The organism is Robertmurraya beringensis, assembly GCF_042433785.1.
Taxonomy (GTDB): domain Bacteria; phylum Bacillota; class Bacilli; order Bacillales; family Cytobacillaceae; genus Robertmurraya_A; species Robertmurraya_A beringensis.
Window position 1 is genome coordinate 49,977 of sequence record NZ_JBHLUU010000128.1, and the last position, 18,100, is coordinate 68,076.

Genomic DNA, 18,100 nt, shown 5'->3' on the forward strand with positions numbered 1-18,100 from the left:
GATAATCATTTTCACTTACGGTTATTATCATAAAATGAATTGTAAAGGGTGTCAATAGGTAATTGAGATTTATTTTCAATTAGATAATAAAAAACAGTTGTTTACATCATTGAAAATGATTCTCAAAATCATTGACAGTGTGTTTGGCATCCAATAGACTAAAACTTGTAAGCAGTAATTATATAGGAAAAGGATAAGAAGGATGCTGTTAAAAAATAGTTTTCAAAGAATCGCTGGACTCATTTTTATCGTTTTATTATTTCTCTATTTAATAGGTGCAAGCATTGTATATGGTTATACCGATACATCGTGGAAAATGGCATGGGAAGCATTTCAAAACAATAATGGATCAAACGAGCATTTAGTGATTGAAACCGTTCGATTGCCAAGAGCATTGATTGCAGCGGCAGTGGGGAGTAGTCTCGCCATTGCTGGTGCTTTAATGCAAACATTAACAAAGAACCCATTGGCGTCACCTAGCATTTTCGGTATCAATGCTGGAGCAGGTTTTGCTGTGGTCATAGCCGTATCGCTTTTTCAAATCAGTCATTTACAAGCTTTTGCGTGGATTGCTTTTCTAGGTGCAGCGGTTGCTGCCATCAGCGTCTATTTCATCGGGTCGCTCGGACGAGAAGGACTCACTCCGATGAAACTAACATTGGCAGGTGCAGCCATTGCTGCGATGTTTTCTTCCTTTACACAAGGTTTTCTTGTATTGAGTGAAGTTGCACTGGAACAAGTATTGTTTTGGTTAGCTGGTTCTATTCAAGGGAGAAAACTTGAAATTCTTGTGTCTGTTATCCCTTATCTCGTTGTTGGTTGGTTGGGTGCATTACTTCTTGCCTCCAAGCTTAACGTTTTATCGATGGGAGAAGATGTCGCTAAAGGACTTGGTATTCGTACCGGTTTATTAAAAATCGGAATCGGGACCATTGTCATTTTATTAGCTGGAGGGTCAGTAGCGGTAGCGGGTCCTGTCGGATTTATTGGTATTGTGATACCGCATATAACTAGAAGTATTGTAGGAATTGATCATAAATGGGTCATTCCTTATTCCGCATTTTTAGGAGCCATTCTTTTGCTATTGGCTGATATTCTTGCAAGGTATGTCATTATGCCTGAGGAAGTACCAGTCGGTGTGATGACAGCTATCATTGGGACTCCTTTCTTTATCTATATTGCTAGAAGGGGGTTTAAAGCAAAGTGAAGCAGTATCAAAATCTTCGATGGTTTCAAGGAAAAGTGTCTATATTAATAGATAGAAAAGCAAGCTTTGTGATGCTTTGCTTGCTGCTAGTGACAATGGCTATTTTTATTATTAGTACCGGATTAGGTGATATGAAAATAAACCCAGTCACGGTTGTCTCGGTATTCTTTGGCGGGGGAACGGAAATGGAACAGCTCGTGATTCAATCCTTTCGTTTGCCAAGGATCATTGTTGCTTTAGTTGTCGGAATGTCACTGGCTGTGGCTGGGGGCATTTTGCAAGGAATGATTAGAAACCCATTAGCTTCACCAGATGTTCTGGGAATTACTGGTGGAGCATCAGCTGCCGTTGTGTTATTTTTGGCCATTTTTAGTAATGAAAGTAATGCGTTAACGGTTAGCATACAATGGATGCCGCTTGCCGCTTTTATTGGTTCGGCTGTTGCTGGATTACTCGTCTATTTCTTTGCTTGGAAAAACGGAGTGTCCCCAGTTCGCCTTGTATTAATAGGAATCGGTTTATCAGCCCTTTTTCAAGCACTAACTACGATGATGATGCTCCTTGGCCCGATTTACCGGGCAAGCCAAGCGAATATTTGGATTACAGGAACGGTCCATGGCTCAACTTGGACCAATGTGTTTACGATCGTTCCATGGGCATTCGCTCTCATGTTGGTGGCCTTTTTTATGGCTAGAAAAGTGAATGTGCTCGGGTTAGGTGATGATGTAGCCACCAGTGTAGGGACTTCTGTGCAAAGACTAAGATTCGTGCTGTTGCTTATAAGTACAGCTTTAATAGGTAGTTCTGTTGCTTTTGCCGGAGGAATTGGATTTGTGGGCTTAATGGCGCCACATATGGCTCGCCGTCTTGTTGGCTCAGTCTACGGGGCATTACTCCCGGTCTCTGCTTTGATCGGTGCCATTTTAGTGATGGTGGCCGATTTGATTGGTCGAACCTTGTTCTCTCCATTAGAAATTCCAGCAGGCGTATTTACAGCAGGCATCGGTGCACCGTACTTTATTTATCTTCTTTTTAAAACTAGAAATGGATAATGTCAGGGAAGGAGTGCGAATAAAGATGAAAAAAGCCATTGAAACGAAACAATTAACGCTATCATATGGTGACTCCATCATTATAGATGAATTAAATTTGAAGATCCCGAAAGGCGAAATTACTGTATTTATCGGTGGCAATGGATGTGGAAAATCCACTCTTTTACGGTCGATTGCTCGGTTATTAAAGCCCAAAAGCGGAGAAATCGTATTAAATGGAAAAGAGATTGTAAAAATGTCCTCCAAGGAAGTGGCAAAGCAAATGGCCGTGTTGCCGCAAGGACCGGTGTCACCTGAAGGTTTGACGGTTCTTCAACTGGTGAAGCAAGGGCGCTATCCTTACCAAACATGGCTTAAGCAATGGTCTAGTGAGGATGAAGAGAAGGTCTATAAGGCACTTGAAGCAACCGGGTTGCTCGATTTAAAGGAACGGTCTGTGGATTCACTTTCAGGTGGTCAACGTCAAAGAGCATGGATTGCGATGACATTAGCACAGGATACGGACTTTATTCTTCTGGATGAACCAACCACCTATTTAGATATGACCCATCAAATTGACATACTTGATTTATTATTTGAGCTGAATGAGAGGGAAAATCGTACGATCGTGATGGTCCTTCATGATTTGAACCTAGCTTGTCGTTATGCGCATAATATCGTGGCAGTTAAGGACAAGAAAATCGCAGCAATGGGAAAGCCAGAGGATGTCGTGACAAGAGGGCTTGTGAAGAAGGTATTCGAAATGGATTGCGAAATTTCCATTGACCCACTATTCGGGACACCGCTTTGCATCCCCTATGGAAAGGGAAGAACGGTATTTAGACATGCAGGAGCAGTCAATGGATAAATTTTTTTCAGAAACAGAATTAAGTCAACTGAAGAATTACCGATTTACATTAGAAAAAGTTCATGGGGAATCTGATCTATCGATTACGTTAAATGAGCTTCTTCAAAAAGATCAGCTTCGGACCTTTATCAGTCGTGCTTCCGAGCATATTGGGTCGCCCAATGTAAAAGTAACAGCTTCCATGTTTATTAAGAGATACGCTTTTTTATCCGCCATTTATTTGTATGCAATGACCGCTTTTAACAAACGATTTCATATACAGCTCGAACATATGCATCTTCAAACAGACGAACAAGATCCACTTTGGCTACCTACGTTCTATTTTTCAAAGTGGAGAATCAGTGAACCCACTGGTGATAGAGACCAATGGAGATATGAAGCCATAGCTGACTTTTTTTCCAATATCGTAACTCCTATTGTGGAGAGTGTGAAGACGGAGTCCAAACAATCTAAACTCGTATTATGGGAAAATATTGCGATCTATATTTTTTGGCTGTATGAATCGGTGTTAGCTGAACATGAAGATGAAGAGGTTTGTGGACGTGCTGTGGAAGATTTACAGTTCATTGCTCAACTTGCACCTGGATCATTGTTTGGACATTATCATGAAAACCCCATTAAAAGACATTTTCATGATAAACGTTATATTCCTGAGCTTGGAGAAGAAGTTCGTGTACGAACCACATGCTGCTTCTTTTATGCCTTAACAGGAACACCGGACCGCTGTAGAATTTGTCCACAAACTTGTAATCGACCAAAAAATGCACTAAAGAACGGAGGGAACTCGTGAGCAATCAACTAGATGAAAAGATCAATGGATTACTAACCAAATATACCGAATTGCTACTAGGTGAGGCAGATGCTGATCATGTGGAAAAAGTAAAAGCGTGGATCCTTTACTCTCATATGAGCAAATCAATGCCTGCTCTCGTTAAGCATTGGAACGACACATATCCTGATGCGAAAAATGAGGTTAAGGAAACAATTAATGAAATCAAACAATTAAATGAAGCGCACCGACAAGCGAAAAAATAAAGATAACGGGTTCTATTACCTATCACAAAAAAACCAAAACGTATATTAAAATGACCATCAATTTGTTTGTGAATTTGATGGTCATTTATTTTGATATAACGTGAATATTTATAAAAATAGGCTTGAAACTGTAGTCCAATTTGTAAATCAAATCATAGATGATTTCGTATAGGTAAAAGAATTAATAGGCGGAGAATTTCCGGCTAATTATGTAGAGGAAGCTTAAAAAGCAGATATAAGCGGAGGAATTCCGGTTAACTGCTCTAAATAAGCCAAAATTCAAAGATTTTGATCATATAAACGGAAAAACTCCGCTTATACTTAAGAAAATATGGGGATTTCCAAATTTAACCGGAATTTCTACGGTTATTTTTTAAACATAGTGAATCCCATCAGTAAACGCTTAGCCTTTCCCATTCATATAGCTATAGTAAACGCTTGCAGGGGGGATATCAAAATGGAACAATTGATGAGAGATTTCTTTTTATTCCTTTCTAAAAATCGAGCATTAACGAAACTAGCCAAGCGATATGGATTACGATTCGGTGCGTCACGGTTTGTTGCTGGGGAAACCATTGAACTCGCAACACGCGTTATTCAAGACCTTAATAAACAAGGGCTCCTCGTTACCATCGACTATTTAGGTGAATTTGTCGACAATGAGAAAGAAGCAAATGAAATGGCCGATAACTCAATACTAGCGATAGAGACAATCGGCCGGGAAAAACTTCAATCACAATTATCATTAAAAATGACTTCGATGGGATTAGATATTTCAGACAACGTCGTTCTACACAATATGAGAAGAATACTAGAAGCAGCGAAAAAGAACGATGTGTTCGTCACAATAGATATGGAAGACTACTCACGTGCGCAGAAAACATTAGATATTTTTAAGAAATTAAAAAGGGAATACGAAAATGTAGGTACAGTTATTCAAGCCTATTTATATCGAACGGAAAAGGATATCAAGGAGCTTAATGAGTACCAACCCAATTTACGGCTTGTGAAGGGGGCATACAAAGAATCTCCGGAAGTAGCATTTCCAGTAAAAAGAGACGTGGATGAAAATTTTAAAAAGATTATTAAGATGCATATGTTAAACGGAAATTACACGGCCGTTGCCACACACGATGATGCAATCATTGAATATACAAAACAACTAGCTATTGAGCATCGTATCAACAACGCCCAATTTGAGTTCCAAATGCTCTACGGTATACGCCCGGAAAAGCAAATTGAGCTAGTTGAAGAAGGATATAAGATGAGAGTATATGTCCCGTATGGGACCGACTGGTACGGATACTTCATGCGCCGCCTAGCCGAGCGCCCAGCGAATGTAGCATTTGTCCTGAAGGGAATGTTTAAAAAGTAAGTGAGGAACTACCCATTCGTTTGAGTGGGTAGTTTTTTATGTCCTTCGAAGGATGAAGGGAGTTAAAAACTTTAAAATGAACAACATTTTGCAGCTACTTAAAGGGGGAAACGTCTTTCATCAGGTGAATGAAGAACGTTAGGAAGGCTTGGAAAGGGGGGAACGTCTTTCATCAGTTGAATGAAGAACGTTAGGAAGGCTTGAAAAGGGGGAAACGTCTTTCATCAGTTGAATGAAGAACGTTAGAAAGGTTTGAAAAGGGGGAAACGTCCTTCATCAGTTGAATGAAGAACGTTAGGAAGGCTTGAAAAGGGGGAAACGTCTTTCATCAGTTGAATGAAGAACGTTAGGAAGACTTGAAAAGAGGGAAACGTCCTTCATCAGTTGAATGAAGAACGTTAGGAAGGCTTGAAAAGGGGGAAACGTCTTTCAACAGGTGAATGAAGAACGTTAGGAAGGTTTGAAAAGGGGGAAACGTCTTTCAACTACGGCCCCAACTAAAAAAACGTACCCGACACCAATTCAGTGCGGGTACACTCCTCATTATCTCTTATACTGGTTGTTCTGGCTGTTTCTTTTTCCACCACCATCATTTTCAACAGTTGGGCCAGCATCACCCTTAACGCTAGCGGCACTTACGCCAGCCTTTGATGGGTTTTTCTTCATCTTTGCCATAGGTACACCCCCAAACTTTTTTCCTCGTGTATAACATATCCACAATCATAGGATTCTATTGGTCGCATAAAATAATGTAACTTTCAAAAAATTTTTAAATTTCAACGACAAAGGATTGCGTAAAATATTTAAATATCTTATGATAAAAGTAACCAAAAATGAATGAGTGTTCATTCAAAGTATCGAATCCACTCAAAAACGTTAAAGGGGGAGACTGAAGTTGATCCAACAAATTAAAAAAGCTGCCGTATTAGGCTCGGGGGTAATGGGGTCTGGTATTGCCGCACACCTTGCCAATATTGGGATTCCAACCTTGCTATTAGATATCGTTCCGCGCGAGCTAACTGATGACGAGAAGAAAAAGGGGTTAACTCTAGAAGATAAAGCGGTAAGAAATCGAATTAGCCAAACAGCTCTTCAAAAGCTGTTAAAACAAAAACCTGCACCATTAACCTCAAAAAATAATTTAGCCCTCATCGAAGCAGGAAATTTTGAAGATGATCTATCGCGACTAAGTGAAGTTGACTGGATCATTGAAGTGGTAGTAGAAAACCTAGCCATTAAGCAGCAGATTTTCGAAAAGGTTGATCATTATCGAAAGCCTGGCAGCTTTGTAACTTCCAATACATCGGGTATTTCTGTAGAGGCGATGGCAGAAGGCCGCTCTGAAGACTTTCAAAAGCATTTCCTTGGTACACACTTTTTTAATCCTCCTAGATACTTAAAGCTTTTAGAAATCATTCCAACTCAACATACTTCACCTGATGTACTTCATTTTATGAAGCAGTACGGGGAAGATATTCTCGGAAAAGGTGTGGTTGTGGCTAAGGACACGCCAAATTTTATCGCCAACCGAATTGGTACGTACGGTCTCTTAGTAACAGTAAGGGAAATGTTAAAAGGTGGATACAGCGTTGGGGAAGTGGATTCTGTAACGGGACCGCTAATCGGACGACCAAAGAGTGCCACTTTCCGTACGTTGGATGTGGTGGGACTAGATACATTTGCGCATGTAGCAAAAAACGTGTATGACCAAGTGGATGGTGAAGAGAAAGAAGTATTTGAGGTTCCTGCCTTCATGAATCAAATGCTTGAAAAAGGTTGGCTTGGCAGCAAATCTGGTCAAGGATTCTTCCTGAAAAAAGGAAAAGAAATACTTGAATTAGATCCGGCTACTCTTGAATATGTGGAACGAAAAAAATTAAAAACGGCCTCTATTGAAATGAGCAAACAGGAAAAAGGCTTAGCAAATAAATTGAAAGCGCTTGTATATGCGAATGACCGTACTGGAGAACTACTTTGGAATATTTTTAGTCCGGTACTTGTGTATTCTGCGAATCTACTTGGTACGATTGCCGATGATATTGTCGCGATTGACCGTGCCATGAAATGGGGCTTCGGTTGGGAGCAAGGACCTTTTGAAGTATGGGATGCGATTGGGCTAGAAAAATCGATTGCCAAAATGGAGAAAGACGGTCTCGCTATTCCAAGTTGGGTAAAGGAAATGCTAGCAAATGGTCAAACAAGCTTTTATAAGGAAGAAGACAACGGGGATGTTTTCTTCTATACCAATGGTGATTACAAGCTAGTAGAAGAAAACCCAAAGGTGATCAACCTGAAAAAAATCAAAAAACAGCGTGGTGTTATCAAGAAAAATAGTGGTGCCAGTTTGATTGATCTTGGAGATGGAGTAGCCCTTCTAGAATTCCATTCACAAAGTAATGCGATTGGGCTTGATATTGTGCAAATGATTAATTTTGCTGTTGAAGAAGTGGAAAAGAACTTCAAGGGCTTGGTCATTGGGAATCAAGGTAAGAACTTCTGCGTCGGTGCAAACCTTGCCATGATTCTTATGGAAGCACAGGATGATAATATTTTTGAAATTGATATGGTCGTTCGTCACTTCCAACAAGCGATGATGAAAATTAAGTACAGCACAAAGCCAGTCGTTGCTGCACCTTTTGCGATGACCCTTGGTGGTGGAGCAGAGGTTTGCCTACCAGCTACCCATATTCAAGCCACAATGGAAACATATATGGGACTCGTGGAAGTTGGGGTTGGTCTTATCCCTGGAGGTGGCGGTAACAAAGAGCTATACATGAAGTTTTTAAACAGCCTGCCAAACGGAGTTCCATTTGACCTTCAAAACGTGGCGAATAAAGTGTTTGAAACCATTGCAATGGCAAAGGTTTCCACATCGGGAGAGGAAGCACGTGAAAACAACTTCTTGAATAAAGCAGATGGTGTCAGTGTAAACGGAGACCACCAACTGTATGATGCGAAGCAGACGGTTCTAACTCTTTATGACAAAGGATATAAGCCGCCCATCCGAAAGAAGATTCCCGTCGTCGGTGAAACGGGCTACGCCACCTTACTTCTTGGAGCACAAACAATGCATTACTCTGGATATATTTCTGAGCACGACTTGAAGATTGCAAAGAAACTAGCTTATGTGATTGCGGGCGGAAAAGTGCCATTTGGAACGGAAGTCGATGAGCAATACTTGCTTGACCTTGAAAAAGAGGCCTTCTTGAGCTTAATTGCAGAGCCAAAATCGCAAGCAAGAATGCAGCATATGCTTTTAAAAGGAAAACCATTACGTAATTAATAGGTTAATAGACTTGTAGCATAAATAGGAAGCGAGGGAACGTGATGAGAGAAGCGGTGATCGTTGCTGGAGCACGAACTCCAGTGGGAAAATCAAAAAAAGGATCGCTTGCCAGTGTTAGACCTGATGATCTAGGTGCACTGGTTGTAAAAGAGACCTTAAAGCGGGCAGGAAATTACGATGGAAATATTGATGACTTAATTATTGGCTGTGCGATGCCGGAAGCAGAGCAAGGGTTAAATATGGCAAGAAATATTGGGGCGCTTGCAGGACTTCCTGACACAGTGCCTGCCATTACCATCAACCGCTATTGTTCATCAGGGCTTCAGTCAATTGCCTATGCGGCAGAAAAGATCATGATTGGTCATGCCGACACGATCATTGCTGGTGGAGCAGAATCCATGAGCTTAGTACCGATGATGGGTCATGTGGTAAGGCCCAATGCCAAACTGGCTGAGTCAGCACCACAATACTATATGGGGATGGGACACACAGCAGAAGAGGTAGCAAGGAAATTTGGAATATCTCGTGAAGATCAAGATGCTTTTGCGGTAAGAAGTCACCAAAAAGCAGCAAAAGCTCTCCAAGAAGGAAAGTTTGTTGATGAAATTGTTCCAGTAGACGTTATTCTACGCTCGGTTGGAAGAGACCATAAATTAGTTGAAAAACCATTCGTTTTTAGCCAAGACGAGGGAGTGCGTCCTGAGTCAACGGTAGAAACATTGGCAAAGCTTCGTCCGGCCTTTTCCGTAACAGGAACTGTTACAGCAGGAAATTCCTCACAAACAAGTGACGGAGCGGCGGCCGTCATGGTTATGGATCGTGAAAAGGCAGAGGCTGGGGGACTCACGCCACTTGTCAAATTCCGATCATTCGCCGTTGGAGGCGTGCCACCTGAAATTATGGGAATCGGTCCAGTTGTAGCCATTCCTAAAGCATTAAAACTTGCTGGATTAGAGCTATCGGATATCGGATTATTTGAACTAAATGAAGCCTTCGCATCTCAATCGATCCAAGTGATTCGTGAGCTAGGAATTGATGAGGAAAAGGTGAATGTGAATGGAGGAGCCATTGCACTAGGTCACCCACTTGGCTGTACCGGTGCGAAGCTAACCCTTTCTCTTATCCATGAAATGAAGCGCCGCAATCAACAATTCGGAGTGGTCACGATGTGTATCGGTGGCGGCATGGGTGCGGCCGGTGTATTCGAACTTTTATAAAAAATGGAGGAAAAAAGATGACTAATCACACAGATAAATTAATTAAGGGTGGAAGCTTTTTAATCGAAGATGTTTCCTATGATCGAGTCTTTACTCCAGAGGATTATACTGATGAGCAAAAAATGATTGCAAAAATGACGGAGGATTTCGTCACGAATGAAGTTCTCCCACAAGTGGAGCATATCGAAAACCATGAATTTGATCGTTCAGTAAAGCTATTAAAAGAAGCAGGTGAACTCGGTCTTCTTGGGGCTGATGTTCCGGAAGAGTATGGCGGTTTGGCTCTTGATAAAATCAGCTCTGCACTAATCGCTGAAAAAATGTCTCGTGCAGGTGGATTCTCGATCTCACACGGTGCTCATGTGGGGATTGGATCATTGCCAATCGTATTGTTCGGAAACGAAGACCAAAAGCAAAAATACTTACCTACACTAGCCACTGGTGAAAAGTTGGCTGCCTATGCATTAACTGAACCTGGCTCAGGGTCAGATGCATTGGGGGCAAGAACAACGGCTGTTTTAAATGCAGAAGGAACGCATTATGTTCTTAACGGAGAAAAGCAATGGATTACAAATGCAGGTTTTGCCGATGTGTTTGTTGTTTATGCAAAAATCGATGGCGAGCACTTCTCTGCTTTTATCGTTGAAAGAGAGTTTTCGGGAGTGTCTGTTGGTCCAGAAGAGAAGAAGATGGGAATTAAGAGTTCTTCCACTCGTACGTTGATTTTAGAAGATGCTCAAGTACCGGTTGAAAACCTATTAGGAGAGTACGGAAAAGGTCATATTATCGCCTTTAACATTTTAAATATTGGTCGTTATAAGCTTGGGGTGGGAGCCGTCGGAGGTTCAAAAGCTGCATTTGAAATTACGACGAAGTACACGAATCAGCGCCAACAATTTAAAACAAAGCTATCTCAATTCAATTTAACAAAAGAAAAACTAGCAACAATGGCTTCCAAAATCTATGCGGCTGAAAGCTCTGTCTACCGTACTGTCGGACTTTTTGAAGAGCGCATGAGCAAGCTATCGGACGAAGAAGTGAAAAATGGGAAAGCGGTAGCAGCATCCATTGCTGAATATGCAATCGAATGTTCACTAAATAAATTCTTCGCGACGGAAGTGTTGGATTATGTTGCGGACGAAGGGGTACAGCTTCACGGTGGTTACGGCTTTATGAGCGAGTATGAAATTGAACGAGTGTACCGTGACTCTCGAATTAACCGAATTTTTGAAGGTACAAACGAAATCAATCGCCTTTTAGTACCTGGCACGTATTTAAGAAAAGCATTTAAAGGAGAACTTCCTTTATTCCAAAAAGCACAAGCCCTTCAAGAAGAGCTTATGATGCTTATGCCAGAAGAGCCAGGCGATGAGCCACTTGCTCAAGAGAAGTATTTAGTGAAAAATGCGAAGAAAATCGGCCTTCTTGCAGCAGGGCTAGCGGCGCAAAAGTTTGGCAAAGCACTAGAGAGCGAGCAGGAAATCTTAGTGAACATCGCCGATATCGTATCCAATGCTTATGCGATGGAATCAGCCGTGCTACGAACAGAAAAAGCAATCGCTAAGGACGGGGTAGAAAAGAGCAAGCAAAAGCTTTTATACACACAAATCTTCTGTCAGGAAGCATTCAACGAAATCGAGCAGCATGCAAAAGAAACACTTGTCGCAACAGAAACAGGTGACGCATTGCGCATGATGATCTCCGCTCTTCGCAAATTTACAAGACACACACCAATCAACGTCATTGCGAAAAAGCGTGAAGCTTCAGAAAAACTAATCGAAGCTGAAAAATTTGTCCTATAACTAGAGCGAATCCCCCCTTCATCTATTTGAAGGGGGGATTTATTCGCAAACGAGTAAATTCGCCAAAAAATTCGTAGTCAAAGTTATGAATTTGTATCTAATTATGTTAATATGCAATTGAAAGTATAAAAGGATGGTGGTAACATGGCATTGACCTTCTATTGGTATCCGAAATGTGGAACCTGTCGAAATGCGAAAAAATGGCTGGATTCTCACAATCTTGAGTATCAAGAGGTACATATCGTAGAGCAGCCTCCTTCAAAAGCGGAACTTGAATCCTACTATAAGGCAAGTGGACTTGAATTGAAAAAATTCTTCAACACGAGCGGACAAAAATATCGTGAGCTTGGTGTGAAAGATAAAATAGCAACTTCTTCAGAGGACGAGCTTCTTGAGCTTCTTGCCTCGGACGGGATGTTAATCAAGCGCCCACTGTTAACAGATGGAGAGAAAGTAACGCTTGGCTTTAAGGAAGCAGACTATGAAAAAGTATGGCTTACAAAGTAACCAACAATTAATACATATTATGGAGGGGTTTTATCGTGAGTACACCAAAGGATCTACGTTATTCTGAAGAACATGAATGGGTAAAAACAGAAGGAAATACCGTTCGTATCGGTATTACACATTTCGCTCAATCGGAGCTTGGTGACATCGTTTTTGTTGAACTTCCAGAAGTAGGTGACACTGTAACAGCTGATGAGCCATTCGGTAGCGTTGAATCTGTTAAAACGGTTTCTGAACTTTATGCTCCAGTAAGTGGAAAAGTAGTAGAGGTAAATGAAGATTTAAACGACAGCCCAGAGTTCGTAAATGAGTCACCATATGAAAAAGCTTGGATGATTGTTGTTGAGCCATCTGACGCTAGTGAAGTGGATAACTTAATGACAGCTGAGCAGTATGAAGAAATGATTAACGAAGACTAAAACATGAGGCACCTTTCTAGGTGTCTTTTATTGTGGCTCTTTTCTAAAACATTGTTGCTATATAACACTTTTTCGGAAATAAACTATATGTTTCAACAGCCAGTCAGGATTTTATCATCCTTAGAAAAGAGCTACTTTCCAAAAAGACCAATAAACCCAGCGTTATGCGGGGGAAAATCCGGCTTCTGGGATTTTTCCAAAACAACCTTTACGAAAACAGCCTTTATTGTCTCTTTTTTTTCTAGCAAACATGGGCATGCTACACGTATAACAGAAAAGAAAGGGATGGCTAACAACATGACTTTGCAGCAAGGAAAATTAGATATTACAGACCGTGTTGTCGGAAAGCTTCAAAATGGTGAAATCGTGCTTTATCTAGAAAATGAACAAATCGGAAAGGTCCCTTTACCGAGTGGAAGTGATATTCAGCTTGAACATCATTTTGAAAGTGCTGGAGAGAAGATTTTTCAGCTGGTATCCACTCCATCTCGTGACGAACCAAGATATACAGATTGTGATGAAGGTGGATGGTGTTAATCCATGGACAGCGGGTTTCTTTCCGCTGTTTATTTTTTTATAATCGTAAATAGTTAGAGGAATTGTACACCTCTTTCGAGAATAATGAATAAAGTAAAGAAAATACAACATGTTCACAGGTGATGCATATGACTGAAGTGAGACCTGAAAAAGTAATTATTGTAGAAGGTACGTCAGACAAAAAGAAGGTGCAAAAGGTTATTAAGGAGCCTGTAGACATTATTTGTACGAATGGAACGATATCTCTTTCGAAGCTTGATGAAATCATTGATGAATTGTTTGGAAAGGATGTCTATATTCTTGTTGATGCTGATGAAGCTGGAGAAAAGCTTCGAAGACTTTTTAAACGCGAGTTTCCTGAAGCAGATCATTTATACATCGATCGAACCTACAGGGAGGTAGCTACCGCACCAGAACATCATTTAGCTACTGTACTGCTTGGGGCAAACATCGATGTCTTTACGCAATTTTTAGACAAAGTGTAAGAAGGAGTAACAACATGCAAGAATTGCTTGAAAATAACAGGGAAATACTCTTCTCGGCGGAGGAAACAAATTTTCTCTACTTGTACACACCGTTATGTGGTACATGCCAGGTAGCAGGAAAAATGCTCTCAGTCGTTGAACAGCTTTTACCACAATATAACTGGTTAAAGGCTGATCTGAATTTTGTGCCAGCATTAGCTGAGCAATATTCGATCGAGTCTGTTCCCTGTTTACTTGTTATAAGGAAAAACAAATTAGTTAAGAAAATTTATGCTTTTCAATCGGTACCATTTTTATATGAAAGCTTAAAGTCCTTATAGGAATCAGACGTTTTTTGTCTGATTTTTTTTATTTGTCGATTTCCGAATCCCTTCGACAGCAAAAGTAACTTCATTTTAAAAAGTGACATATTTCTCGGGAAATGAACTCTAATTACAGCATTCGATATAAAGCTTGTTAGGTACCCCTGACAAATGTTCGAAAATTTGTCGAAGAAATATTAAAGGTAAGGATTCTCTCCAAGTGGAATATATATATAGTTAGATGTTGAGAGGGGGAAGACCGTTGCTTTTTCATTTACAAAAAACAGTGAATGAATGGAATAGCCGAAGCCATTTACTGCCTTTTTTAAGAAAGGCATCAGTCGTTATTTGTATTCAATCCGAAGATGATACCTTCTTTATCCATATAAACAAAGGGAACGTTGAACTGTTAATCGAAGAAAATCATCATCATATTGACGCATATCTCCAAGGACAGAAGGAACATATCATCTCCTTACTCAGTGGGGAGATCAAGCTAAGGCAAGCAACCGTATCAAATGTAATTACCTTACAGGCAACCTTTAGAACAGCTCTTTACTTAGAAACCTTATTCTATCTAGTAAAACCATATAAGTATGTAAATAATATTTGAAGTTTTATGGGAGGGAATGGAATGTCAGAACAGAAGAAGTATCGGTTAGAAACGCTTGGTGTACATGGTGGATTAAGCCCAGATCCTGTTACAGGAGCTAGAGCGGTACCAATTTATCAAAATAATGCTTATCAATTTAAAGACACAGAGCATGCGGCTAATCTGTTTGCACTTGCTGAGCCTGGATATATTTATACACGTATTCATAATCCAACGACTACGGTATTCGAAGAAAGAGTGGCCCTATTAGAAGGTGGAGTCGGAGCGCTTGCCGTTTCGAGTGGAATGGCAGCAATTACACTGGCCATACTCAACTTGGCAGAAGCAGGAGATGAAATTGTTGCGGCTTCTAATTTATATGGTGGTACATATAATTTATTTGCAGTAACTCTCCCTAAATATGGGATTCAAGTGAAGTTTGTGGATTCAACTAATCCAGAGAACTTTAAACAAGCTATTACAGATAAAACAAAGGCGGTATTTGCCGAGACCATCGGAAACCCAAGTTTGCGTATCTTGGATATCGAAAAGGTTGCAAAGATTGCACATGATGCAGGTATTCCGCTTGTAATCGATAATACCTTTGCCACTCCTTATTTATGCCGACCAATCGAACATGGTGCAGATATTGTCATTCATTCGGCAACCAAGTGGTTATTAGGGAATGGGACTACTCTTGGTGGTATCATCGTGGATGGCGGAAAGTTTGATTGGAATTCGTCTAAATTCCCTGGTTTTACAACTCCTGATGTAAGTTATCATGATATTGTATATAGTGAGGCAATTGGTGCTGCAGCTTATATTGTAAAAGCTAGAGTGCAATTGCTACGTGATTTAGGTCCAGCATTAAGCCCTCAAAATGCCTTTCAATTCACACTTGGTTTAGAAACTTTGCATGTGAGAATGAAGGAGCATGTGGCAAATACTGAAAAGGTAGTAGAGTATTTAGAGGCGCATCCAGGTGTTAATTGGGTGATGTATCCAGGAAATCAAAAGCATCCAGACTTTGAGCTTGCAAAGAAATACTTACCTAAAGGAGCAGGTTCTATCGTTGTCTTTGGAATTGATGGAGGCCGTGTGTCAGGAGCAACGTTTATAAATAGTCTAAAGCTTTGGGCTCATGTTGCTAATGTTGGCGATGCAAAAAGCTTAGTCATTCATCCTGCAAGCACTACTCATCAACAGCTAGACACAGAGGGGTTAAAAGCGGCAGGAGTTCCAGAGGATTTAATTCGTCTATCGATCGGAATTGAAAATGTGGAGGATTTAGTTGAAGACTTAGAGCAAGCGATTACATTGGCAACAGGGAAAACCTCACTTACAAGCAATGTGTAATCAATAAGATTTTTGTCGAATTTTATCGTTGACACTCCAATTTTTCCATGATACGATAGCACTCGTGATTAAGACTACAAAATAAATTTCATATAGATTGATAAGCTCTTATCGAGAGAGGTGGAGGGATGTGCCCTATGAAGCCCGGCAACCGTCAAATTATTGAAATGGTGCCAATTCACACAAAGCGTATTGCTTTGATAGATGAGAGAAAGGTAACTGTTTCTGCCTTTCTGCTCATGCAGGAAGGTTTTTTTTGTTCATCTAAAAAGCTCTCATTCGAATAGGAATGGTACGGATGATGGAACCTAAGTTGTAATGGAGCTTTCTTGATGCATGATACCATGTAGTTTTATCAGAATAATCGGAAATGGAAGGAGGAGAAACCTTTGATCTCGATAAAAGATGTGAAAAAGATTTATTCTTCAAGACAAGGAAAAGTAACGGCTGTAGATAATGTAAACCTAGAAATTACTGAAGGAGAGATCTTCGGGGTAATCGGTTATAGTGGAGCAGGAAAAAGTACGCTTATTCGTATGCTCAACGGGTTAGAAATTCCTACTGTGGGATCCGTTATCGTAGCAAATAATGAAGTATCGAAAATTAAAGGTAGTAGCCTTCGAAAAGCTAGACAGGAAATAAGCATGATTTTCCAACATTTTAATCTGTTATGGTCTCGTACCGTTAGAGAAAATATTGCATTTCCACTTGAAATTGCAGGAGTTCCTAAAGCTCAAAGAATGAAAAGAGTGGACGAGCTTATTCGTTTAGTTGGATTAGAAGGAAGAGAAGACGCTTACCCATCTCAATTGAGTGGAGGGCAAAAACAAAGAGTAGGAATTGCAAGAGCACTTGCTAATAATCCAAAGGTTCTTCTTTGTGATGAGGCAACATCTGCACTTGATCCGCAAACAACCGATTCGATTCTAGAGCTATTAGTTGATATTAATAAGCGTTTAGGATTAACCATTGTCCTTATCACACATGAAATGCACGTAATCCGAAAGATTTGTCATCGTGTAGCTGTGATGGAAGGTGGAAAGGTCGTTGAACTCGGTCCTGTTCTTGATGTATTTAAGAACCCTAAGGAAGAAATTACGAAACGATTTGTTCAGCAGGTAACAGAGCCTGAAGAAACGAAGGAAACGATTGAACATTTATTAGAACTTTACCCGCACGGTACGGTTGTTCAATTAGGCTTTGTTGGAGAAGCAGCAGAGCAACCGCTGATTACCAATCTTATTCGTCATTACCATGTGACTGTTAATATCCTGCAAGGGAAAATATCACAAACACAAAATGGATCTTACGGAACGCTTTTCATCCACTTAGATGGGGAAAAAGAAGAGCTTTCAAAGGCCATTGCGTATATCGAGTCACAACAGGTTGGAGTGGAGGTGATTTCGAATGCTTGAGACACTTTTACCAAACGTAAACTGGGAAAAAATGATTGAGGCAACGAATGAAACTCTTTATATGACAGCTATATCAGTTGTTATTACATTTGTTCTTGGATTAATTTTGGGACTTTTATTATTTTTAACAGCTAAAGGTAATATTTGGGAAAATGCAATTGTAAATAAAGTGATCAGTTCTGTAGTGAACGTCTTCCGCTCGATTCCCTTTATTATATTGATCGTTCTTCTTATCCCTTTTACAAAGCTTATACTAGATACGATGATTGGTGAAAATGCCGCTTTACCGGCATTAATTATAGGTGCGGCTCCTTTTTACGCGAGAATGGTGGAAATCGGATTGCGTGAGATTGATAAAGGAGTTATTGAAGCGGCTAAATCCATGGGAGCTAAAACAAGCACGATTATCTTTAAGGTGCTTATTCCTGAATCACTGCCAGCTTTAGTATCTGGTATTACGGTTACGGCTATTGCTTTGGTGAGTTATACAGCAATGGCTGGTGTGATTGGTGCGGGTGGTTTAGGTAACCTTGCGTATTTGGAAGGGTTCCAAAGAAGTCGTAGCGACGTCACCTTGGTAGCAACAGTCATCATTTTAATTATTGTGTTTATTATCCAATTTATTGGAGATTCTATAACATCAAAACTAGACAAAAGATAGGAGAG

General features: G+C 40.4%; 19 protein-coding genes and 1 riboswitch. Of the genes, 18 read left to right on the forward strand and 1 reads right to left on the reverse strand.

Features of this window, described 5'->3' with window-relative positions:
- The first annotated feature begins 202 nt into the window (after positions 1 to 202).
- The 6 genes from ACFFHF_RS24025 to ACFFHF_RS24050 all read left to right on the forward strand — a co-directional run bounded on the left by ACFFHF_RS24025 (position 203) and on the right by ACFFHF_RS24050 (position 5,516).
- Positions 203 to 1,207, forward strand: a complete 1,005-nt coding sequence (locus ACFFHF_RS24025) for a FecCD family ABC transporter permease (protein WP_340905306.1) — start codon at positions 203 to 205, stop codon at positions 1,205 to 1,207.
- Complete coding sequence (locus ACFFHF_RS24030) at positions 1,204 to 2,259, forward strand: FecCD family ABC transporter permease (RefSeq protein WP_340905304.1); 1,056 nt, start codon at positions 1,204 to 1,206, stop codon at positions 2,257 to 2,259. Before ACFFHF_RS24025 ends, ACFFHF_RS24030 begins: the two co-directional genes overlap by 4 nt.
- A gap of 25 nt (positions 2,260 to 2,284) precedes the next feature.
- Complete coding sequence (locus ACFFHF_RS24035) at positions 2,285 to 3,106, forward strand: ABC transporter ATP-binding protein (protein ID WP_340905302.1); 822 nt, start codon at positions 2,285 to 2,287, stop codon at positions 3,104 to 3,106.
- The gene (locus tag ACFFHF_RS24040; RefSeq protein WP_377059235.1) at positions 3,099 to 3,896 is read left to right on the forward strand and encodes an IucA/IucC family C-terminal-domain containing protein; all 798 of its coding nucleotides are present in this window, start codon (positions 3,099 to 3,101) and stop codon (positions 3,894 to 3,896) included. The genes ACFFHF_RS24035 and ACFFHF_RS24040 overlap by 8 nt, the downstream gene beginning before the upstream one ends.
- Entirely contained in the window at positions 3,893 to 4,141 is a 249-nt protein-coding gene (locus ACFFHF_RS24045; RefSeq protein ID WP_340905299.1) for a YusU family protein, read from the forward strand. Before ACFFHF_RS24040 ends, ACFFHF_RS24045 begins: the two co-directional genes overlap by 4 nt.
- 457 nt (positions 4,142 to 4,598) lie before the next feature.
- Complete coding sequence (locus tag ACFFHF_RS24050) at positions 4,599 to 5,516, forward strand: proline dehydrogenase family protein (protein WP_377059236.1); 918 nt, start codon at positions 4,599 to 4,601, stop codon at positions 5,514 to 5,516.
- A gap of 543 nt (positions 5,517 to 6,059) precedes the next feature.
- Here the strand turns inward: ACFFHF_RS24050 and ACFFHF_RS24055 are convergent.
- On the reverse strand, positions 6,060 to 6,191 hold the full coding sequence (locus ACFFHF_RS24055; protein WP_160546284.1) for a YuzL family protein: 132 nt from the start codon (positions 6,189 to 6,191) through the stop codon (positions 6,060 to 6,062).
- Positions 6,192 to 6,414: 223 nt separating this feature from the next.
- On the opposite strand from ACFFHF_RS24055, the gene ACFFHF_RS24060 reads away from it, so the two are divergent.
- From ACFFHF_RS24060 to ACFFHF_RS24115, 12 genes are all read left to right on the forward strand, one after another.
- Positions 6,415 to 8,799 (forward strand): 3-hydroxyacyl-CoA dehydrogenase/enoyl-CoA hydratase family protein, encoded by a 2,385-nt coding sequence (locus ACFFHF_RS24060; protein WP_377059303.1) that lies wholly within the window; start codon positions 6,415 to 6,417, stop codon positions 8,797 to 8,799.
- Between the two features lie 44 nt (positions 8,800 to 8,843).
- Complete coding sequence (locus ACFFHF_RS24065; RefSeq protein WP_377059304.1) at positions 8,844 to 10,019, forward strand: acetyl-CoA C-acetyltransferase; 1,176 nt, start codon at positions 8,844 to 8,846, stop codon at positions 10,017 to 10,019.
- A 17-nt stretch (positions 10,020 to 10,036) separates the two neighbouring features.
- Positions 10,037 to 11,821 (forward strand): acyl-CoA dehydrogenase FadE, encoded by a 1,785-nt coding sequence (locus tag ACFFHF_RS24070; protein WP_377059237.1) that lies wholly within the window; start codon positions 10,037 to 10,039, stop codon positions 11,819 to 11,821.
- Positions 11,822 to 11,965: 144 nt separating this feature from the next.
- Positions 11,966 to 12,328: an arsenate reductase family protein gene (locus ACFFHF_RS24075; protein ID WP_160546280.1), complete on the forward strand. Its 363-nt coding sequence runs from the start codon at positions 11,966 to 11,968 to the stop codon at positions 12,326 to 12,328.
- Between the two features lie 35 nt (positions 12,329 to 12,363).
- Entirely contained in the window at positions 12,364 to 12,747 is a 384-nt protein-coding gene (gene gcvH, locus ACFFHF_RS24080) for a glycine cleavage system protein GcvH (RefSeq protein WP_340905296.1), read from the forward strand.
- A 297-nt stretch (positions 12,748 to 13,044) separates the two neighbouring features.
- Positions 13,045 to 13,284, forward strand: a complete 240-nt coding sequence (locus ACFFHF_RS24085) for a YusG family protein (protein WP_160546279.1) — start codon at positions 13,045 to 13,047, stop codon at positions 13,282 to 13,284.
- A gap of 128 nt (positions 13,285 to 13,412) precedes the next feature.
- A complete protein-coding gene (locus tag ACFFHF_RS24090; protein WP_160546278.1) occupies positions 13,413 to 13,769 on the forward strand; it encodes a toprim domain-containing protein in 357 nt (118 codons plus the stop codon).
- Positions 13,770 to 13,783: 14 nt separating this feature from the next.
- Entirely contained in the window at positions 13,784 to 14,089 is a 306-nt protein-coding gene (locus ACFFHF_RS24095; protein WP_160546277.1) for a thioredoxin family protein, read from the forward strand.
- A gap of 244 nt (positions 14,090 to 14,333) precedes the next feature.
- Positions 14,334 to 14,684 (forward strand): hypothetical protein, encoded by a 351-nt coding sequence (locus ACFFHF_RS24100; RefSeq protein WP_160546276.1) that lies wholly within the window; start codon positions 14,334 to 14,336, stop codon positions 14,682 to 14,684.
- A gap of 21 nt (positions 14,685 to 14,705) precedes the next feature.
- Positions 14,706 to 16,019 (forward strand): O-acetylhomoserine aminocarboxypropyltransferase/cysteine synthase family protein, encoded by a 1,314-nt coding sequence (locus tag ACFFHF_RS24105; protein WP_377059238.1) that lies wholly within the window; start codon positions 14,706 to 14,708, stop codon positions 16,017 to 16,019.
- 105 nt (positions 16,020 to 16,124) lie between these two features.
- Positions 16,125 to 16,230, forward strand: a riboswitch (SAM riboswitch).
- A gap of 178 nt (positions 16,231 to 16,408) precedes the next feature.
- The gene (locus ACFFHF_RS24110; protein ID WP_160546274.1) at positions 16,409 to 17,434 is read left to right on the forward strand and encodes a methionine ABC transporter ATP-binding protein; all 1,026 of its coding nucleotides are present in this window, start codon (positions 16,409 to 16,411) and stop codon (positions 17,432 to 17,434) included.
- Entirely contained in the window at positions 17,427 to 18,095 is a 669-nt protein-coding gene (locus tag ACFFHF_RS24115) for an ABC transporter permease subunit (RefSeq protein ID WP_160546273.1), read from the forward strand. The genes ACFFHF_RS24110 and ACFFHF_RS24115 overlap by 8 nt, the downstream gene beginning before the upstream one ends.
- The last annotated feature ends 5 nt before the right edge of the window (positions 18,096 to 18,100 follow it).

Bases quoted from the DNA above. Each gene is read 5' to 3' on its own strand.
- ACFFHF_RS24085 (WP_160546279.1), top strand. From the start codon at position 13,045: ATGACTTTGCAGCAAGGAAAATTAGATATTACAGACCGTGTTGTCGGA.
- ACFFHF_RS24035 (WP_340905302.1), top strand. From the start codon at position 2,285: ATGAAAAAAGCCATTGAAACGAAACAATTAACGCTATCATATGGTGAC.
- ACFFHF_RS24090 (WP_160546278.1), top strand. From the start codon at position 13,413: ATGACTGAAGTGAGACCTGAAAAAGTAATTATTGTAGAAGGTACGTCA.
- ACFFHF_RS24055 (WP_160546284.1), bottom strand. From the start codon at position 6,191: ATGGCAAAGATGAAGAAAAACCCATCAAAGGCTGGCGTAAGTGCCGCT.
- ACFFHF_RS24105 (WP_377059238.1), top strand. From the start codon at position 14,706: ATGTCAGAACAGAAGAAGTATCGGTTAGAAACGCTTGGTGTACATGGT.
- ACFFHF_RS24040 (WP_377059235.1), top strand. From the start codon at position 3,099: ATGGATAAATTTTTTTCAGAAACAGAATTAAGTCAACTGAAGAATTAC.
- ACFFHF_RS24070 (WP_377059237.1), top strand. From the start codon at position 10,037: ATGACTAATCACACAGATAAATTAATTAAGGGTGGAAGCTTTTTAATC.
- ACFFHF_RS24025 (WP_340905306.1), top strand. From the start codon at position 203: ATGCTGTTAAAAAATAGTTTTCAAAGAATCGCTGGACTCATTTTTATC.
- ACFFHF_RS24065 (WP_377059304.1), top strand. From the start codon at position 8,844: ATGAGAGAAGCGGTGATCGTTGCTGGAGCACGAACTCCAGTGGGAAAA.
- ACFFHF_RS24095 (WP_160546277.1), top strand. From the start codon at position 13,784: ATGCAAGAATTGCTTGAAAATAACAGGGAAATACTCTTCTCGGCGGAG.
- ACFFHF_RS24115 (WP_160546273.1), top strand. From the start codon at position 17,427: ATGCTTGAGACACTTTTACCAAACGTAAACTGGGAAAAAATGATTGAG.
- ACFFHF_RS24075 (WP_160546280.1), top strand. From the start codon at position 11,966: ATGGCATTGACCTTCTATTGGTATCCGAAATGTGGAACCTGTCGAAAT.
- ACFFHF_RS24050 (WP_377059236.1), top strand. From the start codon at position 4,599: ATGGAACAATTGATGAGAGATTTCTTTTTATTCCTTTCTAAAAATCGA.